The sequence below is a fragment of the Streptomyces sp. 4F14 genome (assembly GCF_048159485.1).
Taxonomy (GTDB): domain Bacteria; phylum Actinomycetota; class Actinomycetes; order Streptomycetales; family Streptomycetaceae; genus Streptomyces.
Genome location: NZ_JBLRVY010000022.1, coordinates 23,433 through 49,539 on the forward strand (window position 1 = coordinate 23,433; position 26,107 = coordinate 49,539).

Sequence of the window (26,107 nt, forward strand, 5' to 3'; positions counted from 1 at the left end):
CTCAATGACTGAGCCGAGCCGAATCCCTCTGTCGTTCGGGCAACTCGGACTGTGGTTCGTCCATCAGATGAATCCGGGCAGTTCGATGTACACCATGCAGCTCGCTTCGCGCCTGACAGGGCAGCTGGACAGAAAAGCCCTGGAAGAGGCATTGCGAGACGTCGTGCAGCGACATGAATCGCTTCGCACGGTGTTCCGGAACGGCAAGGGCGAGCCGCACCAGGTTGTCCTGGACATCTCGGAATGCGCGGTGGGACCGGAATACGAGGAGCTTGCCGAGGAAGACGTGTACGAGGCGATGTACGAAGCCTCGGAAATCCCGTTCGACCTTGTGAGCGACCTGCCCCTTCGGGCCTGGCTGTTCGCACTGGGGCCGCAGGAGCACGTGCTGCTCATATCGATGCACCACATCGTCAGCGACGGCTGGTCGTTGGAGCCGCTCACCCGAGACCTCGCCCGGGCCTACGCGGCGCGGCGCCGTGGCGCCGAGCCGGACATGCCGCCGCTGCCTGTCCAGTACGCCGACTACGCACTCTGGCAGAGGCGGTTGCTGGGCAGCGAGGAGAACCCGGACAGCCTGGCGTCGAGACAGCTCGCACACTGGCGTTCGGTGCTCGACGGCATGCCCCAGGAACTGCGGTTGCCGGTGGACCACCCGCGCAGGCCGATGTCCGACTTCGCCGGGGACACGATCGAGTTCACCCTCGACGCCGGTCTGCACACGGCACTGACCGAGATCGCCCGCACCGAGAACGCGACCATGTTCATGGTGCTGCAGGCCGGGTTCGCGGCGCTGCTGAGCGAACTCGGCGCGGGCACCGACATTCCGATCGGCTCACCCGTGGCCGGCCGCACGGATGACGCGCTGACCGATCTCGTCGGCTACTTCGTCAACATGCTGGTGTTCCGCGTCGACGTCTCCGGCGACCCGAGTCTGCGAGACCTGGTCAAGCGGGTCCAGGCCGTCGCCCTCGATGCCTACGACAACCAGGACATCCCCTTCGACCGCCTGGTCACGGCACTCAATCCGGCCCGCTCGCGGACCCGTCACCCGCTTTTCCAGGTCATGTTCACCCTTCAGAACAACACCGACGCCGGGCTCAAGCTCGACGGATTGACCGACGTGCCGTTGGACATCGACGCCGGCAGCTCCATGTTCGACCTGACATTGAGCCTGCAGGAGAACTTCGGCCCGGACAAAGAGCCGGCCGGGATGAACGCGTTCCTGGAATACCAGCAAGACCTGTTCGAACGGGAGACCGCGCAACGCGTGGCCGACGGTTACCGGCGGATTCTGGCCGCTCTTGCCGCGGACCCGGATGCGCCGATCAGCACAGTCGAACGACGACAACTTACCTAAGGGAGTGAAAGCAGTGGCGAATCCGTTCGAGGACAAAGACGGCGTGTACCTGGTGCTGGTCAATGCCGAGGGCCAGCACTCTTTGTGGCCCGCCGCCATCACCGTGCCCAAGGGCTGGACCGCAGTACACGGCGAAGCCGGGCGAGACGACTGCCTGGAGTACGTGAAACGGAACTGGACGGACATGCGGCCCAAGTCCCTGGTCGAGGCGACGACCTCTTGAGGACCCCTCGGCGGGGCACCGCCGGCCGACCGTGAAGAAACCATCACCCAGCCCTCGTGCCGGGACCTGAAACCAGCACGCGCGGAAAGAGAAGCAATGAGCGATGTAGGGGTCTCCGGCGAACGAAAACGCCGAGGCAAACGCAGAAAGCTGCTGGCCGACCGACAGTTCGCCTCCTTGCTGGCCGCCCGGCTGGGCTCCAGCATGGCCAACGGCTTCCTGCCGGTCGCGGAGAGCTTCGGTGTCCTGCACACCACCGGTTCCGCGAGCGACCTCGGCCTTGTCCTCGGAGTTCAGGCAGCGGTCTCCCTCGTCCTGTCGCTGTTCGCCGGCGTCGCGGCGGACCGCTTCCCGCGTGCCCCGTTGCTCATCGTTTCGTCGATCGTGCGCCTGGCCGCGGCGGCGACCCTGGCGATAGGACTGCTCACGGACACCGCGACCCTCGCCTGGTTCTTCGCCCTGGCGGTCGTGTACGGCAGTGCTGACGCGTTGTTCGGTCCGGCCAGCATGGCGATCATGCCGGACGTCGTCGCGAGAGACGACCTGGACGAGGCCAACGCGCTGGTCGGCACTTTTTCTTCGCTGGGCCTGACGGTGGCCCCTGCCGCGGCAGGAGTGGTCGTGGCGGCGTACGGTTCGGGAGCCGCCTTCCTGGTGGAGAGCGCGTTGATGCTGCTCATCACTCTCAGTCTCATATTCGCCAAGATCCCTGCCAGGAGCGAAGCCGAGCCGGATCAAGAAGGCGGGACACTCACGCAGCTGAAGCAAGGCTGGCGGGAGTTCCACATGCGCCCCTGGCTGTGGCTGCTCACCTTGCAGTGGACGTTGTTCTCGCTGGTCCTGCTGGCTCCCCTCGCGGTCCTCGGCCCGTTGGTGGCCGACACCTACCTGGGCGGTCCCGCGGCTTGGGGCGTCATCGGCACCTGCATGACCATCGGCGTGGTCTGCGCGCAGTTCACCGCCGCGCGGATCAAGCCGAGGCGACCGGCGGTCTTCATCGCGTGGCTGCCACCGCTGATCGTCTTCGAAGCGCTGGCCCTCGGCTCCGGCGTGCCGACGGTGGTGGTGGGAGGTGCCGCACTGCTCTCCGGCTGCGCGATCGGCCTGCAAGGAGTGTTCTTCCAGACCCTCATGCAGCGAGCCGTACCGAGCGAGGTACTCGGCAGGGTCGCCGCCTTCGACCTGATGGCCTCGGAGATCGCCCAGCCGGTCGGCTTCGCCGTAGCCGGCCCCCTGGGCATCCTCTTCGGCCTGCGCCCGGTGCTGGTGGGCTGCGCTGTGGTCGCGGTGGCGGGCACGGCACTGTTCGCCCTTGCCCTGACCAGGGTCGAGCAACCGGAACTACAGGTGCAGAACGAGCCGGAGCCGTCGGTCGGCTGAGCGGTACCCGACCGCGAACGAGCCTTTGACGAAGCCGGACCACCGCCGCACGAAGGAATCAGGAAGATGATCTACAAGGACAGATTGGCCATACCCGGTCCGACCCCGCTGCCGCCCGCGGTCATCGCGGCGGCGACGCATCCCATGGTCGACGAGCGCACCGCGGACTTCGCCCGCGTATTCACCGGAATCATCGACGGGCTCAGGCAGGTGCTCGGTACCGCGGGGGACGTGCTGATCTTCTCGTCCAGCACGACCGGTGCGTTCGAGAGCGCGGTGCAGAACCTCTTCAGTCCGGGGGAAAAAATACTCGTGGTGGACAACGGCGCCTTCGGCAGGCGCTGGGTGGAGCTGTGCCGCGCCTATGGCCTGGAGACCGTCGTGCTCGACGTCGCGTGGGGCTGCGAGCCGGACCCCGCGGCCGTCGAAGCCTGCCTGGCGGCCGACCCGCAGATCGTCGCGGCGATCGTCGTCCACTGCGAGACCTCCACAGGCGTCGTCACCGACCTTGAGGCCATCGGGCGCGCGACCCGCGACGTGCTGACGATAGTGGACTCGGCCTCCGGGGCCGGCGGCTGCGAAATGCGGGCCGACGCGTGGGGGCTGGACGTCGTGGTCGGCGGAACCCAGAAGGCGCTGATGGCGCCGCCAGGGGTCTCTTTCGTCTCGGTCAGTGAGCGCGCCTGGCGCCGGCACGCCGAGGCCAGGCATCTGCGGTACTACTTCGACTGGACGATCACGCGCGACAGCCTGAACCACCCCATCCCGCGTACCCCCTGGACACCGGCGGTCGGCGTACTGCTCCAGCTGTCCGCGGCGCTCGAAGAGGTACTCGCCGAAGGCATGGAGCGGCGCCACCGGCGGCATTCGGAGCTCGGCCGGATGGCCAGAGCGGGCCTGCGCGGCCTCGGACTGCGGCTGCTGACCCCGGAAGTGGCGCGCAACGGCATCGTGACAGCCGCGTTCACGCCGCCCGGAGTGGGCGCGGGAGCTCTCGTCGATGCGGTGGTCGAGCACACAGGCGTCCAGCTGACCACCGGCAACGGAGAACTGGCCGACCAAGTGGTGCGGATCGGTCACTGCGGCCACGTCGATCCGCTCGACCTGGTCACCGCGCTGGCCGCGCTGGAGACCGGGCTCGCAGCCCTGGGCGCCCCGGTGCTGCCGGGCAGTGGCGTCACACCCGTGGTGAAGCTGATGGCAGAGCAGGTCGACGCCGTCGCAAGCCCCTTGACGTCGATGTCGCCCGACCCCGAGGAGTCCGCTGCGTGAACGCCGACGGTAACGACGCGCCGAAGCTCATCCCGCACCTGCTTGAGCAGCACTCAAGGACGACGCCGCACGCTCGCGCCACCGAGGACGCACAGCGGGCGCTGACCTACGCCGAACTCACCGCCGAAGCCGAGCACATGGCGGCACGCCTGGCGGAGGCGGGAGTGCTTCCCGGCGATCACGTCGGCGTGATGATGCGTCACTCCGCCGACCTGCTTGTCGCGATTCTCGGCGTGCTGCGCGCGAGAGCGGCCTACGTGCCCATCGACCCGGACTATCCCGACCAGCGCAAGAGCTTCCTCGCGACAGACTCCGGTATCAAGATCCTCATCGTGGACGGAGCGCAGGGGGAGCCGACCACCTTGCCCGTCACGACGCTCGCGCCGGACCGGGGGCGCCTGTCTCCCCGTCCGGACACCCCCGCAGCCGCCCCGGACGATCTGGCCTGCGTCATCTACACCTCAGGTTCCACCGGAGCGCCCAAAGGCGTCATGATCACCCATCTCGGCCTGGCGAACCTCGCAGCCGCCGCGAGTGCCGAGTTCGGCATGGGGCCGCGTGACCGCTACCTGATGCTGGCCGCCGCCGCGTTCTCCGCCTCACTGGAGGAGCTGTTCCCCCCACTCGTGCAGGGCGGGACAAGCGTGTTCCCGGCCGACCGGGTCGCCCTCTCCCCGGTGGAGGCCCTGCTCGACTTCCTCACCGCGCACGACGTCACGCTGCTGGAGATGCAGACCGCGCACTGGCACCTGCTGGTCCGCCACCTCGCGGACACCGGCGGGGCACTGCCCCCGTCGCTGCGCCTGGTCGTCATGGGGGGAGACCGCGCCATGCCCGAAGCCGTCCGGCAGTGGAACCGCTTCCGCCTTCCGCTGGTGCACGTCTACGGGCCGACCGAGGCCACCGCGACCGCGTCGTACTGGAGCGTGCCGCCCGGACAGGCACCCGAGGACGGGATGCTGTCCATGGGCGATGCCATCGCCGGAACCCGGATGTTCGTCGTCGACGAGCGGCTCGAACCCGTCCCCGCGGATGCCGAGGGCGAGCTGCTCATCGGCGGTGACTCGCTGGCACGCGGCTACCTGAACAGACCCGACGTCACCGCGGAGAGGTTCGTCGCCGACCGCTACTCGGGGATCCCGGGGGCCAGGCTGTACCGCACCGGCGATCGGGTACGCCGTCTTCCCGACGGCCGGCTGCAATTCCTCGGACGCGGCGACCAGCAGGTCAAGGTGCGTGGACACCGCGTCGAACCAGGCGAGATCGAGGCCGTCCTCGGCCGGCACCCCGCGGTGCGTCAAGCCCTGGTCACGACCGGTCGGGACGCGTCGGGTGAGCAGCGTCTGATCGGCTACGTGACCGCCGACCGGGACACGGTGAGCGCTGGTGAACTGCGTTCCTTCCTCGCCGACGAACTGCCGGCCTACCTGATCCCTTCAGCGCTGATCCGGCTGGACGACTTCCCGCTGACGACGCATCGGAAGATCGACCACGCGAAGCTTCCGCAGCCGTCGAAGCGCCGGCCCGACCTGCCCACCGAGTTCGTGCCGCCGTCAGGTGAGATCGAGCGGCGCATCGGCGCCGCCGCGGCGGAGCTACTGGGACTCGACGAGATCGGTGTCCTCGACAACCTGCTCGACCTGGGAGGGGATTCGCTGTTCATGCTGCGGCTGATCAGTTGGATCCGCACGCACTTGGGCATCAGCCTCGGTTTCCGCGAGGTCTTCGACGCGTACTCGGTACGCGGAGTGGCAGCGCTGGTCGGCGCGACGGCGGGTAAACCGGGCAGTGGCCGGTGACCGTGCTTCCCGACCTGCCAGTGGCAGTGCTTCCGGAACCGGCGCCCGCCGATCTCATGACAGCGCTGCGTGCTTCAGGCGTCCGACTGGCTCCGCCGGCCCGGGCCCAGGGCTTGATCTGGACCGGCGAGCGGCCCCCGGAGCTGGCAGCCGCACTGGAGCGCGCCCCGTCGGTGCGCTGGGTCCAACTGGCGAGCGCCGGCGTCGAAAGCTACCTGCCGCTCATGGACCAGCGGATCCGCTGGAGCCGGGCCGTGGGCGTCCAGTCCGAGCTGGTGGCCGAACACGCCCTCATGCTCGCGCTGACCGTGCTGCGTCAGGGCACCGCCTCCGCGAGGGCCGGCGCGTGGCTGCCGCGCCCCGCCGTCGGGCTGACGGACGCCGAGGTTCTCGTGGTGGGCGGCGGCGGGGTCGCCCGGGCACTGCTCGCACTGCTGCGCCCGTTCAGGGTCCGCCCCAAGGTGGTGAGCCGCGGCGGCGCCCCGATGGCGGGCGCCGAGGTCGGCACGCCCGATCGCCTCGACGAATGGCTGCCCGAGGCCCGTGCGGTCTTCCTCGCGGCGCCGCTGACCGCGGACACGGCCGGGCTGATCGACGCGGCCAGACTCAGGTCCATGCGCCGGGACGCGTGCCTGGTGAACGTGGCGCGCGGCGGGCTCGTCGCCACGGACGACCTCGTTCGCGCGCTGACCTCCGGGTGGATCGCCGGCGCCGGCCTGGACGTCACCGACCCCGAGCCGCTTCCGCCGGAACACCCGCTGTGGTCCCTTCCCACCTGTGTGATCACCGCGCACTGCGCGGGCGATCTGGATCACGCACTCGGACCCTTCGTCGACCTGGTCCGGCGCAACATTCGTCGACTCGCGAACGGCCTTGAGCCGATCGGCCTGGTCGACCGGGAACTCGGTTACTAGCCGACTGTCAGGAAGAGCGGGTCACGATGACCGAGCCAACCACTACTCCGAAGGCCACGCACCCGACCGGAGCACCCATGGGCAACCGACAGACCGCGAGGGTCTCCCTCCTGCAGGAGCAGATCTGGATCGCCGAACAACTCGCCCCGGGCCGCAGCGTTTACGGAATACCCATGGTGATCCGCCTGCGTGGCACGCTGGACACGGAGCTCGCCGCGCGCTGCGTGACCGAGATCGTGCGCCGGCATGAGGTGCTGCGCTCCCGCGTGGGCGAGGAGAACGGCGAGCTGTGCCTCATCACCGATCCGCCGCAGCCCTTCGCGCTGCCCGTGTCCGACTATCGCTCCCGGCCCGACGAGTGGCGTGCGTTCGTCGAGACCGCCGCTCGCGAGCCCTTCGACCTTGTGCACGGCCCGCTGCTGCGGGCTGCCGTACTACGTCTTGAGGACGACGCCTACGTGCTCTTCCTCAACATGCATCACATCGTCGCGGACGGTTGGTCGCTGCGTCTGTTCTGGACCGAGTTCGCCGCGCTCTACACCGCATGGCACGCGGGCGGCGAGCCCGATCTGCCCGACCTCACCCTGCAGTACCGCGACTTCGCCGCCGAACAGCGGCGCATCACCGAGGACGGCGGGTACGACCACGTGCTCGACGCGTGGGCTCGGGAACTGGCCGGTGCGACGACGATCCTCGCCCTGCCGGTCGATCACGGCTCAGGAGCGTCCCGGGACTACCGGGGAGACGAGTTCACGACAGTGGTGCCGGAGCGGCTTCGGGCCGATGCCTACGCCTGCGCCAAGCGGCTCGGAGTCACGCCCTTCGCGATGCTCGGCGGCGTCTGGGGCGTGCTGCTGGCCCGCTGCACCCGTCAGGACGACCTGCTGATCGGAACGCCTCTGGCCGGCCGGACCCGGCCCGAGTACCAGTCGCTCATCGGGCTGTTCGCCAACACCATGCCGCTGCGACTGCGGCTGGACGCGGACGTGCCCTTCGCCTCCCTGGTCCGCGAACTCCAGCTGAGTACCTTCGACGCGCTCTCCTCACAGGACGCGCCGTTCACCGAGCTCGTCAAACGGGTCGACTCCCGACGCACCTCGCGCGAGACCCCGCTCTTCCAGACGATGTACTCCTTCGAGCAGTCCACGGAGTTCGACGCCACGCTGCCGGGCTGCTCGGTGACGGAGCTGTACGAGGTGTCCAACGGCGGGGCCCGGTTCCGCCTCAGCCTCAGCGCCGTCGACGCGCTGGGGGAGCTGAGCCTTCAGTTCGAGTACGACAGTGAGCTGTTCGACCCGGGCACCATCGAGGCAATGGCCGAGAGCTACCTGGCGCTGCTCGGCGAGGCCGTGTCCCACCCCGAGTTCCCCCTGAGAGCACTCCGTACGTCGACCGACGCCGCACCCGATCGGGAACTCACCGGCCGGCCCGTGCCGGGGGACGAACCGGCCACCCTGCACGCGCTGTTCGAGCGACGGGTCCGGCAGAGCCCGGACGCCCCGGCCATCGAGCGCGAAGACGGTACCCCCGTCAGTTACGCACAGCTCAACAGCCAGGCCAACCGGCTCGCGCGGCATCTGCGCCGGCTAGGTGTTCGCACGGGCGAGCGGGTGGCACTCGCCTTGCCCCACGGCTCCTCCTGGCCGTCCGCCGTGCTCGCCGTACTGAAAGCCGGCGGTGCCTACGTCCCGGTGGCTCCCGACGCGCCCGACAGCCGCAAGGCCCACGTCCTCGCCGAGACCGCGCCCCGCTTGGTGCTCACGGTCGCGGACCTCGCCGAGGACTTCGCCGGGGCCCACCAGGTGCTCGCCCTCGACGATCCGGCGGTTGCCTCCTCGATCGAGGCCCAGACCGGTGAGGACCTTGAGGACATCGCTGTGCCGGGCCGTCAGGTCGCGTACGTCCCGTTCACCTCCGGCTCGACGGGAGTGCCCAAGGGCACCCTCGTCACCCATCTCAACCTGACCGCGTTCACCCGTGCCGCGGTGGACACGTTCGAGCTGGGCCCGGAAGACCGGATGCTGCAGCTCGCCGCGATGACCTTCGACGTACATGTCGAGGAGTTCTTCCCGACCTGGCTGGCCGGTGGCTGCGTCGTCTTCTTCGACGGCGTGCTCGGCCGGACCGGCCCGGAGGGACTGCTGCACCTCCTCGGAGAGCGCGAGATCACCATATGTGAGCTCCCCACCGCCTACTGGATCGAAGTGGTGCGCCTGATCGACCCGGCTGTCGTGCCCGTTCCGCACAGCTTGCGGCGAGTACTGGTCGGCGGCGAACGCGCGCCGATCGAGGTCTACCAGCGCTGGCTGGACTTCGGGATTCCGCTCACCAACGTCTATGGGCTCACCGAAACGGCGGTGACCAGCACGACCTACCAGCCTGGTGCCGACTTCGACCGCGAGGCGCTGCCGATCGGACGGCCGATGCCGCACGCCGCCGTCTACGTGCTCGACGCGTCGCTCGCACCGGTCGGACGCGGCGTGGCAGGGGAGATCTACCTGGCCGGCCCCGGCGTCTGCGACGGCTTCCTCGACCGGCCCGAGCAGACCGCCGAGCGCTTCTTGGCGGACCCCTTCGCGGCCGAGCCGGGCGCACGTATGTACCGCACCGGCGACCAAGGCCGCTGGACCGCCGAAGGCGACCTCGAATTCCTCGGCCGCGTGGACCGCCAGCTCAAACTGCGCGGCCACCGGGTCGAGCTCGCCGAGATCGAATCGGTGCTCGACGGCCATCCGAACGTGGAGCGCAGCCTGGTCGTGCCCCGATGCACCGAGGCTGACCCAGCGGCCGAACTTGAGCTGGTCGCGTTCCTGATCGGTGCGTACGCCGACGAGGCGACAGTCGCGGCGTACGTCCGTACCCGGCTTCCCCCGCACCTGGTTCCGGCTCACATCTCAGTAGTTGAACGGTTCCCGCTCACCTCGCACGGCAAGGTCGACCAAGCAGCCTTGCTCGCGCTGCGGAGCCGCGAGCCCGTCGTCCCCGCGCAAGCGCAGGGCAGCGAGCTCGAAGCCAAGGTCGCCGAGGTCTACTGCGAGGTGCTCAAAGTGCCGACGATCGACCTGCGGACGGACATCTTCGCGCTGGGTTTCCACTCCCTGGCCGCGCTGCGGCTCGTCTCCCGCTTCAAGAGCGTGTTCACGGTGCAAGTCCCGATCGCCGACTTCTTCTTGGACTCCTCGGTCACCAACGCCGCCCGACTGATCGTTGCGGCGGGGGCCGACCGACCAGTCGGCTGACTGTGCCATCGGCGCATACGACGGACGTTCCGCGCGGGATCATGGGCGACCTCGCTGGAGGAGCTTGTCCGCAATGGCATCGGGGAGCGCCCTCATCGAGTTCCGTGAGACCGAACGCGGCCGTGGGGACCTGCCCACCCCGACCGTTGCCCGAACCTTCGAGGAACTCCTCGACTGGGCTCCGGGCAGCGTCAAAGACCGCGCCGTCCGGGGCGATCGGCCTCAGCGGCCCGGCCGAGGTCGTCGAGCCGGGCGGTCAGCTGCGTGATCTGTTCCCGCGCCGTCTCGGGCTGCGCGGGAATCTCGCGTTTCCGCTCATCCAGCCGTCCCGGCGCCGCGCCGAGCGTCAGCTCCCCGCCGGTAGCCGCCGCGGTCAGCCGTACAACCGTGACTCCGAACCGAGGGGGATTGCACTCGACGACGGCGTTGCATGTGCTGCCGCGCGCGGCTCAGTTCGGTGGGCTTGGGCAGCGGCATGCGGTGGTGTGGGGCGTGAGGCATCTGTCGGCCGTGCTGGCAGCGGGCCGGTGCCGTAGAGGCCGCCCCCGGCCGTAAGCCCGGCCGTGGCGGGGAACCGGTCGGCGACCTTGCCGAAGCGAGGGCGGATGCCATCGGCGTAAGGGGACAAGGGGATCGGTGTTCGTGAGGGCCGCCCACACCCATCCGGCGGCAATGCTGGACAGGCGGCCCGTTCGGTATGCGGTCGGTCCAGGAGGGCGAGCAGCGGCTGACCGAGCGCCAGGAGCCCTTCGTGGTCGCCGTGCCGGAGGCTCGGGCTGCTCGCCTCGTGGAGCACACCACGGGTGCGCTGGTCCTGGGGTGTGAGCCGGTGAAGCGCGGGCCGCGCTGGATGGGCAGGGTCCATAAGGCCGCGGTGAGTGCCGGGACGGCGAATGTCAGGCGGCCCTGGGGGCCCACGGTCAGGATCCCGTCCTTGATCAGGCGGTCCCGGGCGTGCTCAAGGGACCGGGCGTCGGCCGATGGCGGCATGGCGAACGCGTCGTCGATGTGCACTTCGGCGTGGTCCAGTACACGGGCGGTGACGATCGCCGCCTTGATGGGGTAAGAGTCCGAGGGCTGGCCGAACCGGAGCAACTCGGCCTCCCCGGTGGTCGGGCGCAGCCGTTTTTCCGGAAGCGCGAGGTACGAGCGGCCGTCGAGTTCCACCAGGTCCTGCTTGTCCAGCGCGTCGAGCACCGACAGCACGGCGCGGGCCTCGGCCGGCCGGCCGTCACCACAGGTATGCCTCGCGGGCGGAAGACCCGCAGCGCGGCGCCAAAGCGTCGGCACTGTCGACAACCAGCGCGAACGGGGTCTGGCGAGGTGCCTCCGCGTCAGCGCCTCGGAGAAGACGGACAGCACGCTCGCCCCGCCCTCCCGCACGGCGGCGCGCAACTGTGCTCGGCAGGCAGCCGTCGGGATCCTCGACCGTCAGGCCGCGGCCCGCGTCGAGGACGGTCGCGTCGGCCGTGTCCTCGGCGTCCTCGTCTTCCCAGTCGAGCCGCACCACTGCGGCGCCGGCCTGCGCTGCCGTACGCCGATCCTGCTCCGGGACGGTTGTCTTGCCCGTGCCGGCCTCTGCGGTGACCAGCAGGATCCGGGCCGCTTCCCCCTCTGGACGACTCTGCGTCCTTCCACCCGGCTGGAAGCGGCACTCCTGGCGCACCGGAGGTTGGCGCGTACAGGGCCTGCGGTTCACGGCGTGCCGACGACGCCCATAATGTCCGCGCACCGACGAAAGACCGGGTGCGGGCACACAGCCGGTGGCCGTGTCTCTGTGCGCCCGGGCATATCTCTGAACAAGGATGTACTGCACAGTGGCTGCGACCAACGAACTGATCAGCTGGGGTACGCCCGCGCGCCTGGACCGTACCGGCGACAGTCTGCTCGGCCGCGAGCGCGAGTTGGAGCAGAGCCACGACTTCCTGAGCGACCCGGACGGTCCCCGCCTGGTCCTTGTCCGAGGCGAAACCGGGGTGGGCCGCAGTGCGTTCCTGAAGGCGGTCGGTGGACGGCTGCGTGCGGAAGGGACCGCCGTGCTTGCGGTGGACTGTGTCCTCGGCGACGGCGAACGGCCTCTACTGCTGGCACTGCGGCTGGTCATGGCACTCGAAGAGCACCGATCCGCCTCACCACGACGGCCGGCCGGAAAGTCGGTTACCCGGCTGCTGTCCGCCGTCGACCAGCGTGACCCCACGGCGATGCAGGCATTGCTTCGCGCTTCCCTCACCCAGGCCACGCCGCTCACCATCATGGTCGACGACATCCAGCATGCCGATCCCGACTCCCTGGCCGTGCTGTGCCAGGTCGACTTCTCGCGGCTCGCGCCCGGTGTCCGGCTGGTGGTTTCCGCAGTGCGGCACGTCGCGCCGGGCCCAGGGGGAACGGGAGAGGGCACGCCGGACGCCGCAAGCCATGGGCGGAAGCCCGGAGATGCCCGGGCACCGGGCCGCGACGGTTCGGCCGGGCTCCTGGAGCGGCTGTCCGGTATCGAGGGGGCCCGCACGGTGGAGCTGTCCCCGCTGGGACCGGATGACGTCACCGCGCTGGTCGCGCGCTGGTTGCGGGCGAAGCCCGACGCCGTACTCGCCCGGCAGGCAGGCGAGTTGACCCGTGGCATCCCGGGAGCAGTCGACGCCCTGCTCGCGGGCTGGACTCGCCGGGACGGGATCCGGGTCGCCGACGGCCACGCCTTCCTCGGCGCGAGGACGCCGGTACCAGTGCTGCCGGACGACAACGCGTTCGTCATGGCAGTGGACGCGCTGGGCGAGCCGTATCGTGCGGTCGCCGCGGCGTTGAGCATCCTGGGGCCGCTCGGCCGGCCGGCCCTGCGGCTGACCGCGGCGTGGGCCGGCCTGTCCGTCGACGCTGCCTACGACGGTGTCCGCCGCCTGGTCGAGGCGGGCATCCTCGACCAGGTGCCCGGACCGGACGGCGCCACGGCAGAGGGCTGGACGTTCCGGCTGCCGCTGACAGAGCACACCGTCAGGGAGCGGCTGAGCCCGGTGGACCGCAGGCGGTTGTCCGCCACGGCGGTCGAGATCCTCTGGAAGGACGCGGACGCGGAGAGCGCCGGACGCGTGATCCGCCCGGCGCCGGGTCTCCTCGACGAGGCGAACGCTCTGGCCTACCGGGCGGACCGGGTCGCGGACGCGGGCAGCCGGGTGGACCGGGAGCGTGCGGTGGCCGAACTGACGGCTGCCGCATGGCGGATGAGACCCGGCACCGGTGACGGGCGGGCTCTGCTGTGGCTGCGGGCGGCCCGTGACCTGACCGAGCACGCCGACACCCGCGATCTCGTCCTCCAGCAGTACGGGAGGATCGCCTACCTGGCCTGCGACTTCGCCACGGGACGGGCCGCCGGGGAATCGCTGCTGCGTAACCCGGGACCTGCGCTGAGCGACGTCGACCTCCAGGAGACCGCCAATCTGGTCGTGGCGGCCACGGCCAACCAACGCGACTGGGCCACGATGTCCCGGCTCGCCACCGCCTACTGGTGGGACGGGCTGCCGGTGCCCGCCCTGGCCAAGGTGAGTGGCCAGGCCATGGCCCTGTGCTACCTCTCACGATGGAAGGACGCAGCGGATCTGCTCCAGCGGACCGAGACCGTGTGGACCACCGGCCCACGCGCACGTGCGGTGCCCGCCCGGCTCGGAGCCATGGCCGACCTGGCCATGGGCCGACCGGAGCCCTACCGGCGCGAACTGGCCCTGCACGAGGCCCCCGAGCTGCCGCCCGGCAAGGCGTACTCGTTGGCGAGCGGCATGTTCGACGACCTGCTCGCCGGCTACGACCTCGACGCGGCCGACAAGCTCCTGGAGACCGCCGGCCTGACCGTGCAAGTGCTGCCCCCGCTCGGCCAGTTCCTCTTCGACCACCTCACGGGCCGGTGGGACCGGGCACTGGAGTCGGCCCGTCGGCTGCTGGCCTGCAACGAGATCCAGTCCACCCCGGTATCGGACAACTCTCTGATGCCCGCGTGGACCGCGGCCATCCTCCTCGCCCGGGGCCGCGTCACCAGCGCCCTGCAGATGGTCGAGGAAACGCGCGGCCCCGACACGAGTCCGCCGCAGTGCGCGCTGGACGCGTCAGAAGCAGAAGTGCTCATGACCCTCGGCGACATGGACGCGGCCGAGAAAACCCTGCGCCGCGGACTCGCCGCCGCACGGGAGCACGACCAGATCTACGGCACAGAGGAGCTGTGGGCCCCGCTGGCCGAGGTGACAGCCGAGGCCGGACGCACCGCCGAGGCGGCGGCCTGCGTGGAAAGCCTGGGGCAGATCGCCTCCAGCACGGGCAGCGGACGGGCACAGCTCAGGTACCTGCTGGCCTCGGCCCGGGTCCTGTGCCAGGAGGCCCCCGACACCGCCCGCGACCACCTGCGCGAGGCGGTGAACCTGGCCCGCTCCCGCGGCCTGCCCTTCGAGACGGCGACCACCCTCCTGGAAGCCGCCGACGGGGGTGCGGACTCGGGCAAGTCCCTGTACGAGGCATACGAACTGTTCGGCATGGCCGGTGCCACCCTGTGGCGCTTCCACACCAGGACCATGCTGCGCGAGGCCGGACTCGCCATCCCCGGCCGCAAACAGGCCACAGCCGAGAACGACCACCTGCTCGCCACCCTGCTCGCCGAACAGCTCACCACCCGCCAGATCGCCACCGTCCTGCGACTCAAGGAGGACGCGGTCGTCGGACGCCTGACCCGGCTGCTCGCCCGCACCGGAAAGCGCTCCCGCACCGAACTTGTCACCGCCGTCCTCACGGGCACCCTCGACTCCCTCTGACACAACCGGGTTCGCGATCAGTTTCCCTGTACTTAGCCGCTGAACGGCCAAGACAGCCTAAAAAGCTGATCACTCCTGCCAGCATGGTCACGCGCTGCAGCCCTGGCATCGGACCTGAGGAAACGCCGAGAGAACAACCGTGAACATGGACGAACGAGATGCGATTGAACGCGTAACGCATCGGTGCAGCATCCCGCGCACGAGCGGCTTCAGGCCGAGGCTGTCGTGCAGTCTGGTCGGCGCCCCCCTTTTCTCTGCAGCCCCGAGGCTGACGGACCCGGATCCTGTCACTCCTCGTTTCCCCGACCCCGCACAAGGGAAAACTACGTGATCATTGCACGACCAGATCAATCCTGTCAGAAACTCATTGTGGAAGAGCGAGTCGCTGGGCACGACAGCGACACCTGGACGTACCAATTGCCGGATCAATGGTTCGGCATCGTCACGCCAATACGAGGCGTGTGTCAAATTGAAGGTCGAGAGAATCACGGTTGGCTACGCACCACGCTCGGACCTGGAGAGGTCTGCCTGGTCGCACCCAACAATCTGGTCCGGCTCAGCAGGACACCGCCCAGACGTCTCCCGTTCGAAGTCGTTCATATCCAGCTTTCCGTAGAAGTCCTTCAGCGAGCACTGGACACGCACACCGCCGCCTCTGTCCGTGATGTTTCGGAATTACAGACACTGCGCGCCTTCGACCCGCATGTCGCATCCATGGCGCAAACCCTACTTCACGCCCGGAAGACAGGTGCAGGAGAGCGCTATGACCTGAGCGCGGCCCACTACCTGGCCGAATATCTACTCCATCCACGCCACGACGCCTCACCGCGCACCGGGGGTCTTAGCCCGGAGCAGCTGCAAACGGTGACAACATTCATGAGCGCGAATTTCTCGTCGAGCATCACGCTTGATCAGCTTGCCAAGGAGGCAGGACTCAGCCGGTACCACTTCCTGCGTCGTTTTTCCGCAGCCACCGGAAAGACGCCTCTGCAATACCTCACCGAGTTGCGTATCGAAGCTGCCTGCTATCTGCTCACGGTAGACAATGACCCAGTATCCCAAGTCGGTAGGCGCTGCGGTTTCCCTAACCCGGAGCATTTCGCCCGCGTGTTCCGTAAGCACGTTGGATGCGCGCCATCGCAATACCGGCAGCAAGGGCAGCGTGTCTCTTCCCCCTCAGCGGCTGTCACCGCATCGTCGTGACACGGATCCCCCGTGATGCTCGCACCCGTCTCTACTTCGAACGACCCGCGAAACAAGGACCGGTAGTTCGCTAGATCCGGCGATGGCGTGGGGCGGGGAACGGGTCGAGGTCCTGCCCGACCGCGCTGCGGAGATTGTCTTTCCAGGACCGGGCCCACGCCCCTGCCGTAACCGACGTCGGCAAACTGATCGAAGTCGCCGGCAACCGCTGGTCCATCGAGTCGTGCTTGCGGCCTGGGCCGGTACGAAGTCCGTCGCCATCGGGCCGCCTCCCGGCACTGCCACGACAAACGACGCACCGCGCCGACATCAGGTGCCAAAGAACTCTCCTTCGGCCGAGGCGAATGCCACAGTCAGGCGATTGCCTCAAAAGTGATCGGAAGGGATGCCAGGAAGCGGAAGTTGAGGCTTTCGAGCCACTCGGGCTGCGCCACCTCGCACTTCCAGTTGGTGGTCCGACGCAGCAGCGCCCGCAGTGCGACATCGATCTCGGTGAGAGCCAGTGAGGCGCCCAGGCAGTAGTGGATGCCGTGCCCGAACGACAGGTGATCGGCGGCCGGTCGGGAGACATCCAGTGTGTCCGGGTCGGTGTAGCGGCGGGGGTCACGATTCCCTGAACCGAGAACCAGGGTCACCGACTGGCCGGCTCGGATCAGGTGTTCACCGAGGTCGATGTCGGCGAGCGCCTTCCGAGTGGTGAACTGGACCGAACTGTCGTATCTCATCAGTTCGTTCGTGGCGGGCGTGATCAGCTCAGGATCTCTGCGCAGCCGCTGAGTCTGCTCGTCGTTGTTCAACAGGGCGAGGACCGCGTTGCCGATCAGATGTGTGGTGGTCGCCTGTCCCGCGTCGATGAGCAGCAGGAGGTTGGCGAAGACTTCGTCCTCGGTGTAGTCGGCTGCCCGGAGCTGGGGACTGATCATCCGGCTGAAGAAATCGTCGGCCGTGCTGCTTCGGCGAGCGGTGGCAGTGCGGTCGAAGGACTCCCGCAGTGCCTGTATCCGCGCGTTCTGGGAGTCGGACTGGGTGAAGAACTCATGCAACAGCCCCTGCCAGCTCTCCAGGAGGTGGGCGTCGTCGTCGGATACGCCTGCAAGTTTCGCGATGACGCCACGGCTGAGCGGTTCCGAGAAATCGTGAATGATGTCCATGCGCCCGCTCGGCAGGACCTTGTCGAGCAGTTCGTCTGCCAACTCCTGGACATGGGAGCGTAGTTCCCGGGCGAGGCGGGGAGAAAGGCTCGGCCTGATCAGACGGCGTAGCCGGGTGTGATGCGGCGGGTCATTGAACAGCATCATGTCCGACAGTGTGCGAGCCAGTAGTGCGACATCGCCACGGGCCTGTTCGGGAAAGCTCTCGTAGAAATCCGATATTCTGGCTACAGAAAGATGCCCGTTCTTCGAGAGATCGATGATTTCTGGATGGCCGAACACCGCCCAGGTCTGCATCCAGTCATCCCACTGCACCGGCGATTTCGAACGCAACTCGGCGTAGAAGGAGTATGGCTCCGCCGCATGTTCGGGATCGAGCAGCTGAGATAGATTCGTCGTGTCGGGAGTGCGCATGGAAGATCCTCCAGTAACTCAAACGAGGTGTTCAGTTCGGATGAGGCCGACTGGCCACCCGCCATAGTCTGGCCCGCCCGGAAAGCGAAGGCAGCATGCTTTATCGCACACCGAATCATCCCTTTACGGCCCGCCGGATCATGAATAATCTGCGGGAGTTGAGCACTGTACTCGTGATGGAATATCGAGACACGCTAGCGATGCCCGCGAGCTGGCGTCAAGTGTCGCCAGCAAAGCGCGGTTGACAGTTATTGCGCTCTTCTGGACGCATATTGCGATCGGCCTCGCCGGCCCTTCTTTCGACATTGACGCTGGGGTGAACGGATGCCAGAGTGAATCTTCTCCGGTCTGAGCTAATTGGACACACCGACCTGCGTGACGACTCCGATTTCCTCAGGTTGGGGGGAGATACCCGTCAGCTCGACGGCCTGTTGGCACGCCATGAACCGAGCAGCGTCAGCCGAGAACCAGTGTGGGAATCCTGATGACCTTGCCAGAACAGAACTTTGTGTCGAACGCTCCACACGAGGAGCTCAGCCCAGTCCATGAAGTCGTGGCCCGGATAGCCGGCAGTGATCCGCTGAGGATCGCCGTTCGGAGCAGGGGCACCGAGCTGAGCTACGGCGAGCTCGACGCTTGGGCCAGGCGCATCGCGGCGTCTGTCCGTGCGGCAGGTGCGGGCAGAGGCGAGCGAATCGGTGTGCTCGTCGAACCTTCGACCGCGATGATCGCCGCCGTGCTCGGAATCCTGTACGCCGGTGCCGCGTACGTCCCGGCAGACCCGGCCCACCCTGATCAGCGGATCGCTGATGTGTTCGCTGACGCGGGCGTGTCTGCCGTGATCGTCGCGGACGGTACGTCTGGCCGACTGCCCGCGCTCACATGCCCGGTCATTCGAGCGGAGGACGCCCGGGAAGGAGAAGAGGTCACGGCGGCGGCAGTCGCGGTGACACCCGATGACGCCGCTTACATCATCTACACCTCGGGCAGCACCGGCGAGCCCAAAGGCGTCCTGGTCGAGCACGGTCAGCTGTCCGCTTCCACCTGGGCACGCCGCGCGGTGTATCCCGGCGCTCCGGTCTTCTTGCTCGTGTCCCCCCTGGCCTTCGATTCCTCGGTTGCCGGGGTGTGGGGGACCTTGACCGCGGGGGGATGCTTGGTCGTAGCCGCAGCTGGCGAAATCCGCGATCCCGAGCGGCTGGCCGGCCTGGCGGAACGCTGGCAGGTGACCCGGCTGCTCTGTGTACCGCTCCTCTACAGCGCACTGCTGGACGCGGTGACGCGGCAGGGCATGCGGCTGGATGCGCTGGATACGGTGATCGTGGCCGGCGAGTCGCCGGCCGAGGCGTTGGTGGAACGCCATTTCGCCCTGTTCGGCCGCACAGTCGCCCTGGTCAATGAGTACGGCCCGACCGAGGCCACTGTATGGGCCAGCTTCCGCCGTTATGAGGCCCCTGAACCGATATCCATCGGCGGGCCGGTGCCTGGTGTCCGCCTGTACGTGCTGAATGAGGAACTGAAGCCGGTCCCGCGCGGTGTAAGCGGCGAGTTGTTCATCGGCGGCGCAGGGGTGGCACGAGGATACTTCGGCCGCCCTGAAGCGACTGCCGAGGCTTTCATCGGCGACCCTTTCACCGACGTCGAGGGCGCCACGATGTACCGCACAGGAGACCTCGCCCTGTGGAACGAACACGGTGAGTTGGAATTCATCGGCCGCCGTGATCAACAAGTCAAGATCCGGGGCCATCGGATCGAGCTCGGCGCAGTCGAGGCTCATCTGCGTACCGCACCAGGAGTCAGTGACGCCGCCGTGGTGACGGACGCGGAGCGGACCCGGCTCGTCGGGTTCGTCCTGTCGTCTCCCGGCGTTTCTCCAGAATCAATCCGTGAGCATGTGGCCGGCCGACTTCCGCAGGCCATGGTTCCGAACTGGATTCATGTGCTCGATCGGTTTCCTGTGACTGGCAACGGGAAAATCGACCGAAAACGCCTTAGTGCTCTGGCGGAAACCTGTCCCGGCTCCCAGACGGAGGATGTAGCCGCCGCCCCCACGGACGACACGACTGGACGGGTGTCCGCCGCGTGGGCCGAGGTACTGAAGCGGGAAAACGTTCCGGGCGAGGTGAATTTCTTCGATCTGGGCGGCCACTCGATCAAGCTCTTTGAGCTTCAGAACGCCCTTGAGGAACATACGGGAGTTCGGCTTTCGATTGTTTCCCTGTTCTCGCACACCACCGTGGCGGCGCAGGCGACGTTGATCCGTGACGGTGTGCCCTCGGACGACGGTTCGGCTGTGGTCGGGCAAGTGCCATCGGCGAGGCGCGCTCGCGCGCTGCGAGTAAGGCGCCAGCGTCTGGAGGGAGGGGGCCGGCGGTGAAGGACACCCGTTTCCATATGACCGGAACCGGTGGCTGATGTGACGCGGAAAGGTGCCCGATCGGCGCTTTCCGATCCCCCCTCCTCACGCCCCGGGCTGGGCCACCCCGCACAAGCTCCGTTCCAGGAAAGGCACGACGCGATGACGACCGAGGAAGCCGCACAGCACGACCTTGAGCAAATGGTGGCCGTCGTGGGGATGAGTGGACGCTTCCCCGGCGCCCCCGACCTCGACACCTACTGGGCCAACCTGCGCGACGGCGTCTGCTCGCTGTCCGAGTTCACCGAGAAGGAACTGCTCGCCGACGGGGCGGACCCGGCCGAGCTGCGCAATCCCGCGTTCGTCCCGGTGCAGGGGCGTCTGGCTGACGCGGACCGCTTCGAGGCCGAGCTCTTCGGCTTCAACCGCACCGAGGCGGCCGCCCTGGACCCGCAGCACCGAGTGCTCCTGGAGACCGCCTGGTCGGCGCTGGAGGACGCCGGGTACGCCCCGCTGAACGCACCGTCCCGCACCGGCGTCTACATGGGCGGCAGCTCGACGGACCACGCGCTGGCCGCCGAGTTGGACCCGGCGCTCGCCGCGTCGATCGGCGCGCTCCAGGTGCGTATCCTCACCGACCGCGAGTTCCTGGCGCCCTGGATCTCCTACCGGCTGGGCCTGGACGGGCCGAGCATGATGGTCCAGACGGCCTGCTCGACCTCGCTGACGGCGGTCCATCTCGCCGTCCAGGCCCTGCTGCTCGGCGAGTGCGACACCGCGCTCGCGGGCGGCGTCGCCATCGGCACCACGCGCAAGGAGGGCTACGTCTACTACCAGGGCGGGACCTCCTCTCCCGACGGCCGCTGCCGCCCCTTCGACGAGAAGGCGGCCGGCACGGTGCCGGGGAGCGGGGTGGGCGTGGTGGTGCTGCGGCGGCTGGAGGACGCGCTCGCCGACGGCGACCCGGTGCGCGCGGTGATCCGGGGCACGGCCGTCACCAACGACGGGGCCGGCAAGGTCGGCTTCACCGCCCCGGGCGTGGAGCAGCAGACGGCCGCGATCACCGAGGCGTGGACGGCGGCGGGGCTGGAGCCGTCGGCGGCGCAGTACGTGGAGGCGCACGGGACCGGGACCGCGCTGGGCGACCGGATCGAACTGGAGGCGGCGAGCGCGGCGTTCACCGCCCGAGCCGGGCTCGACGGCGGTCTCGACGGCGGCGTCGGCATCGCGCTCGGTTCGGTGAAGTCGAACATCGGGCACGCCGACGCGGCGGCCGGTGTGGCGGCGCTGATCAAGACGGTCCTGATGCTGGAGCACGCCACCCTGGCCCCGACGGTGAACGTCACGAGCCCGGTCGCCGCCCTGCGGGACTCGCCGCTGCGGCTGGTGACCGAGACCCGTCACTGGCCGCGCAGGCCGGACCTGCCCCGGCTGGCCGGCGTGACGTCGGTCGGCATGGGCGGCACGAACGTGCACGTGGTGGTGCAGGAGGCACCGGCACGCGAGCCGCGCGCGAAGGCCGGCGCCCGCCCGACGGTCCTGCCGCTGTCGGCCCGCACCGAGCATCAACTCGCCCTCGTGGCGTCGCGGTTGGCGGCACGTCTGCGCGAGGCCGACGCCCCCGCCCTCGCCGACGTCGCGCACACCCTGCGCACCGGCCGGGCCGGGATGCCCGTACGTGCCTACGTGGTCGCCGCCGGCGTGCGGGAGGCGTCGGACAAGCTCATGGCACTGGCCGAGGGCCACCCGGATCCGGTGCGGGACCCGTCGGGGGAGGCGTGGCTGCGCGGCGAGGAGGTGACCTGGCCGACGCTCGACGGTGAGGTACGCCGGGTACGGCTCCCGTCGTACCCGTTCGCGGGCGAGAGCCACGGCGCCCTGACGCTGCGCGGCCCGGCCGCTCACGCCCCGGCCGGGAGTGCGGCGCCCGGACTGGAGGCCAGGGTCGCCGAGTTGGTGATCGAGGCGCTGGATCTCGACGGGCCCGCCGGTCTGGAGAAGACGTACCTGGAGGCGGGCGGCGACTCGCTGACGTCCGTGCATCTGGCCGGACGGCTCCGCGACGAGCTGGACATCGACGTACCGATCGAGCTGTTCCTGGAACCGGTCACGCTCAAGGAGATGGCGACCCGCATCCTGGAGATCAAGGAAGGCGGCGAGGGCACCGGGCGCTCTGCTCGCCGAGGTACGGCCGTGCGGCGGCCCACCTTCGCCTCGGTGCACGGCGAGGGCGTGACCGAGGTCCACGCGAAGGACCTCACCCTCGACAAGTTCCTCGACGCGCGCCTCCTCGCCGAGGCCCCCGCGCTGCCCCGCGCCGAGCGGGAGCCGCGCACCGTGCTGCTGACCGGCGCGAACGGCTACCTCGGCCGTTTCCTCGCCCTGGAATGGCTGCGCACCCTGGCGCCGTCCGGCGGCCGGCTGATCGCCCTGGTGCGCGGCGAGGACGCCGCCGCGGCCCGGCAGCGGCTGGACGCGGCCTTCGACAGCGGCGACCCGGAACTGGTGCGGACGTACGAGGAACTGGCCGCGGCCCATCTTGAGGTCGTGGCGGGGGACATGGCGGAGCCGCGGCTCGGCCTGGACGAGGCCGCCTGGGACCGGCTGGCCGACGAGGTCGACCTGATCGTCCACGCAGGGGCGGTGGTCAACCACCTCCTGCCGTACCCGCACCTCTTCGAGGCCAACGTCGTCGGCACCGCCGAACTCGTCCGGCTGGCCCTCACCCGCCGGACGAAGCCGATCACCTACATCTCCAGCGTCGGGGTCGCCGACTCCTGCCGGCCGGCCCTCGACGAGGACTCCGATGTCCGCGTCGCCCTACCGGCCCTGAACGTCGACGACGGCTACGCCAACGGGTACGCGACCAGCAAATGGGCCGGTGAAGTGCTGCTGCGGGAGGCGTACGACCTGTGCGGACTGCCGGTCACGGCAATCCGGTCCAGCATGATCCTCGCGCACAGCCGGTACGACGGACAGCTCAACGTCACCGACGTGTTCAGCCGCCTCCTGTTCAGCGTGCTCGCCACCGGGGTCGCGCCGCGCAGCTTCTACCGCGCGGACGGCGAAAGCGCCCACTACGACGGCCTGCCGGTCGACTTCACCGCCGCCGCCGTGGTGGCGCTGGGGGGCCGCGGCACCTCTGAAGTCCCGTCCGGATACCGGACGTTCAGCTTCGTGAACCCCCACGACGACGGCGTCTCCCTCGACACCGTCGTCGACTGGCTCGCCCAGGACGGCCACGCCATCGAGCGGGTGGACGACTACGGCGAGTGGTACCTGCGGTTCGAGGCGGCGATGCGCGCCCTGCCCGAGGCGCAGCGGCAGTACACGTCGCTGCCCGTCCGGCACGGCTTCGAGGAGCCCGAGGACCCGGTACCCGGATCCGTCATCCCCTCCGACCGGTTCCGCGCCGCTGTCCGGGCCGGCGCGATCACCGGGCACGGGGACATCCCGAGCCTCACGCGCGACCTCGTCACCAAGTACGCCCGGGACCTCAAGAACCTGATGACAACGGGGCGCCCCATGGACGGCGGCCACGTCAACCACTGACGTGCCGCCCGGGACGCGGAGCCGGGATCATCCCCCGGCCCCGGCTCCGCGTCCCTCAGGTGCTCGTTCCGCAGCCGCACAAGCTCCAGGAACGGGTCGACCCCAGCACACCGGATGCCCCAGGCACCGATGCCGCACGCTGCCGCCACTGACGCCCTTGCGCCCGTACTACGCCGCGGGGCGGCCGGTCTTCCCCCGTCAAGGACGCCGTCATCGGCGTCCGCGTCGTCCGGCAGGCCGGGAACGGCGGGAGCCGGCGGACGTCGCGGGACCCCTCTGCCTGTTCGTGGCGAACCGGTCGCCGTTACTGCTCGTGGGGGAGCCACAGGTAGCCCGGGCTGAAGGGGACCCAGGCCGGGCCGAGGGGGAGTCGGGTGCGGAAGTGTTCGGCGATGACCAGGCCGGGCAAGGTGCCTTCGGAGAGGTCCTCCGACCAGAGTTCGGCCAGGTCGTCGACGTCGAGGAAGCTTTCCGGGTCCCAGTCGACCATGGCGGTGCGGTAACCCTCGAAGCGGGCGAGCAGGTTGTACAGGCCGTGGGCCAGCTCCTTCAACTGGGCCCCGGTGAGGTCGAACCGCGGCAGGCTTCCGTCGGTCGAGACTCCGTGGCCCACGGCTATCGGCAGGACTCTGAGCCGCACGGACGCCCCCTCGGATGAACGCGCGCAAGTCGCGCCGCTCGCCGATGTGTCGGGAAGCGTCCGGTACTTCGGGCGGGACGCCGTCACGCCGGCCGGGGTGATCCGGATGCGAGCCCTCGCCCTGCTCGACGTCGAGATGGCGATCGGTGTAGCCGGGGGGAGTGGCTCGGCATCCGCAGGCTTCTCGGACAGGGCCCCCGAGCCCCTCAAGCCCCGAGACCCCCCCAAGCCCCGAGCCCCCCAAGCAGCCCCCACCCCTCAGTACCCGACAGTGAACCTCCGCTGTACGAACCGAGGCAGCTCGACCTCGTCGAGAAGGGCCACCGCCGCGTCCTCCGCGGAGATGCGGCTGACCCCGTCCGCGTCGACGACCACCTGATCGCCCCCCACCCGGAACCGCCCGGTCCGCTCGCCGGGGGCGATGTTCTCGGCCGGGCTGAAGTAGGTCCACAGCCGGTCGGAGGTGCGCAGGACGTTCAGGGCGTCGCGATGGCCGCGTACGGCGGCGGCGTACTCGCGGGGAAGGCCGATGCGGTCGAGGGTGGCGTACAGGAGGTCGTCGGAGTCGGCGAGGGTGACCCCGGGTGCGTGTTCCAGGCTGCCGGCGCCGCCGATGACGATGAGCCGGGTGCGGGGGCGGGTCTCCAGGGCCTTGAGGAGGGCGCGCGCGGCGTCCGCGTAGGCGCCGGGGCCGGCGATGGAGCGCCGTACGGTGTCGGCGAGGTCGGTCGCGGCGTTGCCGGGCTGGAAGCCGCTGATGAGGACGTCGAGCCCGGGCAGGACGCCGGCGACGCTGTCGGCGTCGAGGACGTCGACGCTAGACCAGGTGACCCCGTCCCGCCGCTCCGCGCGGCCCGCGCGCCCGGCGTCGCGGCTGAACGCCCTGACCTGGTGGCCGCGTTGGAGCGCTTCGGCGACGACCCGGCTGCCGATGGTCCCCGTGGCACCTATGACTCCGATGTGCATGGCTCTCCCCCTGTGAAGGGCGCCACCATGGAAGGTGACGCCGTGCGAAAACTATACGGCGTGAAGTTCAGCCACGGTACTCACTAAATGGACGCTGTAGAGTCCCCGGTGTGACGACAGGACGCCGCGAACGCCTACGAGCCGAGACCACGACCGAGATCAAGGACGTCGCCCTCGGCCTGATGGCCACCGGCGGCCCCGACGCCATCACCCTGCGCGCCATCGCCCGCGAGATGGGCATGACAGCCAACGCCATCTACGGCTACTTCCCGACCCGCGACGACCTGGTCACCACGCTGATCAGGGACGTGTACACGGCCCTCGCCGACGCCGTGGACGCCGCCTGGGACGCCACGTCCGCCGAGGGCCCCGCCGTACGCATCGAGGCGTGGGCGACCGCCTTCCGCGCCTGGGCCGTCACCAACCCGGAGGGTTTCCGTCTCGTCTACGGCGATCCCGTCCCCGGCTACCGGGCCCCCGAGGGCGGCCCCGCCCCGGACGCCGCGCTGCGTGTCTGCACCGGGTTCACCGCCCTCGCGGCGGAAGCCTGGCCGCACGCCGGGCACCGCTACCGGGACAGTGCCTTCGACTGGCCCGACTTCGACCCCGGCCTCCTCGCGAAGGTCCGCCCCGTCTTCCCCGGCCTGCCGCCCGCCGCCGTCGCCCTCGCCCTCAGGATCTGGGGGCACCTGCACGGTCTGGTGTCCCTGGAGGTCTACGGCCACCTGCGCACCCAGACATCCAGCCCCGAGAAGCTCTTCCACGAGGAACTCACCCAGCTCCTCCGGGGGTTGGACGTGAGGTCGTAGCCCCAACGACACTCGCGCCCACCGGTTACGACACCTCCTGCCGGA

The 26,107-nt window shown here is 69.2% G+C and carries 16 protein-coding genes; 12 read left to right on the top strand and 4 right to left on the bottom strand.

All coding sequences use genetic code 11. The features are described 5' to 3' along the window. Nucleotides 1-4 precede the first annotated feature (4 nt). The 7 genes from ACLZOT_RS32310 (at nt 5) to ACLZOT_RS32340 (ending at nt 10,187) form a co-directional block, all read left to right on the top strand. Nucleotides 5-1,360: a condensation domain-containing protein gene (locus ACLZOT_RS32310; protein WP_416972665.1), complete on the top strand. Its 1,356-nt coding sequence runs from the start codon at nt 5-7 to the stop codon at nt 1,358-1,360. 13 nt (nt 1,361-1,373) lie between these two features. After that, nucleotides 1,374-1,583 (top strand): MbtH family protein, encoded by a 210-nt coding sequence (locus tag ACLZOT_RS32315; protein ID WP_416972666.1) that lies wholly within the window; start codon nt 1,374-1,376, stop codon nt 1,581-1,583. 96 nt (nt 1,584-1,679) lie between these two features. After that, nucleotides 1,680-2,963: an MFS transporter gene (locus tag ACLZOT_RS32320; protein ID WP_416972667.1), complete on the top strand. Its 1,284-nt coding sequence runs from the start codon at nt 1,680-1,682 to the stop codon at nt 2,961-2,963. A gap of 66 nt (nt 2,964-3,029) precedes the next feature. Further along, nucleotides 3,030-4,235, top strand: a complete 1,206-nt coding sequence (locus ACLZOT_RS32325) for a pyridoxal-phosphate-dependent aminotransferase family protein (RefSeq protein ID WP_416972668.1) — start codon at nt 3,030-3,032, stop codon at nt 4,233-4,235. Further along, on the top strand, nt 4,232-6,034 hold the full coding sequence (locus tag ACLZOT_RS32330) for a non-ribosomal peptide synthetase (protein ID WP_416972669.1): 1,803 nt from the start codon (nt 4,232-4,234) through the stop codon (nt 6,032-6,034). The genes ACLZOT_RS32325 and ACLZOT_RS32330 overlap by 4 nt, the downstream gene beginning before the upstream one ends. A 113-nt stretch (nt 6,035-6,147) precedes the next feature. Beyond that, nucleotides 6,148-6,948: an NAD(P)-dependent oxidoreductase gene (locus ACLZOT_RS32335; RefSeq protein WP_416972670.1), complete on the top strand. Its 801-nt coding sequence runs from the start codon at nt 6,148-6,150 to the stop codon at nt 6,946-6,948. A gap of 77 nt (nt 6,949-7,025) precedes the next feature. Further along, nucleotides 7,026-10,187: a non-ribosomal peptide synthetase gene (locus tag ACLZOT_RS32340; protein ID WP_416972671.1), complete on the top strand. Its 3,162-nt coding sequence runs from the start codon at nt 7,026-7,028 to the stop codon at nt 10,185-10,187. Nucleotides 10,188-11,418: 1,231 nt separating this feature from the next. On the opposite strand, the gene ACLZOT_RS32345 is transcribed toward ACLZOT_RS32340, so the two are convergent. Beyond that, nucleotides 11,419-11,853 (bottom strand): hypothetical protein, encoded by a 435-nt coding sequence (locus tag ACLZOT_RS32345; protein ID WP_416972672.1) that lies wholly within the window; start codon nt 11,851-11,853, stop codon nt 11,419-11,421. Between the two features lie 151 nt (nt 11,854-12,004). Between ACLZOT_RS32345 and ACLZOT_RS32350 the strand changes: the two genes are divergently transcribed. Together ACLZOT_RS32350 and ACLZOT_RS32355 are read left to right on the top strand one after the other, a co-directional pair. Then, nucleotides 12,005-14,971, top strand: coding sequence for an AAA family ATPase (locus tag ACLZOT_RS32350; RefSeq protein WP_416972673.1), 2,967 nt, complete (start codon nt 12,005-12,007; stop codon nt 14,969-14,971). Nucleotides 14,972-15,298: 327 nt separating this feature from the next. Then, nucleotides 15,299-16,174 (top strand): helix-turn-helix domain-containing protein, encoded by an 876-nt coding sequence (locus ACLZOT_RS32355; protein WP_416972674.1) that lies wholly within the window; start codon nt 15,299-15,301, stop codon nt 16,172-16,174. Between the two features lie 353 nt (nt 16,175-16,527). Here the strand turns inward: ACLZOT_RS32355 and ACLZOT_RS32360 are convergent, their stop codons facing one another. Beyond that, nucleotides 16,528-17,739 carry a cytochrome P450 gene (locus ACLZOT_RS32360; protein WP_416972675.1) on the bottom strand — a complete coding sequence of 404 codons (1,212 nt, stop codon included), beginning with the start codon at nt 17,737-17,739 and terminating at the stop codon, nt 16,528-16,530. A 484-nt stretch (nt 17,740-18,223) separates the two neighbouring features. Here ACLZOT_RS32360 and ACLZOT_RS32365 point away from each other — a divergent pair, with 484 nt between their 5' ends. Beyond that, a complete protein-coding gene (locus tag ACLZOT_RS32365) occupies nt 18,224-20,116 on the top strand; it encodes a non-ribosomal peptide synthetase (RefSeq protein ID WP_416972676.1) in 1,893 nt (630 codons plus the stop codon). A gap of 141 nt (nt 20,117-20,257) precedes the next feature. Further along, nucleotides 20,258-23,647, top strand: a complete 3,390-nt coding sequence (locus ACLZOT_RS32370; RefSeq protein ID WP_416972677.1) for a thioester reductase domain-containing protein — start codon at nt 20,258-20,260, stop codon at nt 23,645-23,647. 304 nt (nt 23,648-23,951) lie between these two features. Here ACLZOT_RS32370 and ACLZOT_RS32375 read toward each other — a convergent pair whose 3' ends face one another. Then, complete coding sequence (locus ACLZOT_RS32375) at nt 23,952-24,287, bottom strand: hypothetical protein (protein ID WP_416972678.1); 336 nt, start codon at nt 24,285-24,287, stop codon at nt 23,952-23,954. Between the two features lie 258 nt (nt 24,288-24,545). Continuing rightward, the gene (locus ACLZOT_RS32380) at nt 24,546-25,253 is read right to left on the bottom strand and encodes an NAD(P)-dependent oxidoreductase (RefSeq protein ID WP_416972679.1); all 708 of its coding nucleotides are present in this window, start codon (nt 25,251-25,253) and stop codon (nt 24,546-24,548) included. A 110-nt stretch (nt 25,254-25,363) separates the two neighbouring features. Between ACLZOT_RS32380 and ACLZOT_RS32385 the strand changes: the two genes are divergently transcribed. After that, the gene (locus ACLZOT_RS32385) at nt 25,364-26,062 is read left to right on the top strand and encodes a TetR/AcrR family transcriptional regulator (protein WP_416972680.1); all 699 of its coding nucleotides are present in this window, start codon (nt 25,364-25,366) and stop codon (nt 26,060-26,062) included. Nucleotides 26,063-26,107 lie beyond the last annotated feature (45 nt).

Bases quoted from the DNA above. Each gene is read 5' to 3' on its own strand.
- ACLZOT_RS32325 (WP_416972668.1), top strand. From the start codon at position 3,030: ATGATCTACAAGGACAGATTGGCCATACCCGGTCCGACCCCGCTGCCG.
- ACLZOT_RS32360 (WP_416972675.1), bottom strand. From the start codon at position 17,739: ATGCGCACTCCCGACACGACGAATCTATCTCAGCTGCTCGATCCCGAA.
- ACLZOT_RS32310 (WP_416972665.1), top strand. From the start codon at position 5: ATGACTGAGCCGAGCCGAATCCCTCTGTCGTTCGGGCAACTCGGACTG.
- ACLZOT_RS32320 (WP_416972667.1), top strand. From the start codon at position 1,680: ATGAGCGATGTAGGGGTCTCCGGCGAACGAAAACGCCGAGGCAAACGC.
- ACLZOT_RS32340 (WP_416972671.1), top strand. From the start codon at position 7,026: ATGGGCAACCGACAGACCGCGAGGGTCTCCCTCCTGCAGGAGCAGATC.
- ACLZOT_RS32365 (WP_416972676.1), top strand. From the start codon at position 18,224: ATGACCTTGCCAGAACAGAACTTTGTGTCGAACGCTCCACACGAGGAG.
- ACLZOT_RS32370 (WP_416972677.1), top strand. From the start codon at position 20,258: ATGACGACCGAGGAAGCCGCACAGCACGACCTTGAGCAAATGGTGGCC.
- ACLZOT_RS32380 (WP_416972679.1), bottom strand. From the start codon at position 25,253: ATGCACATCGGAGTCATAGGTGCCACGGGGACCATCGGCAGCCGGGTC.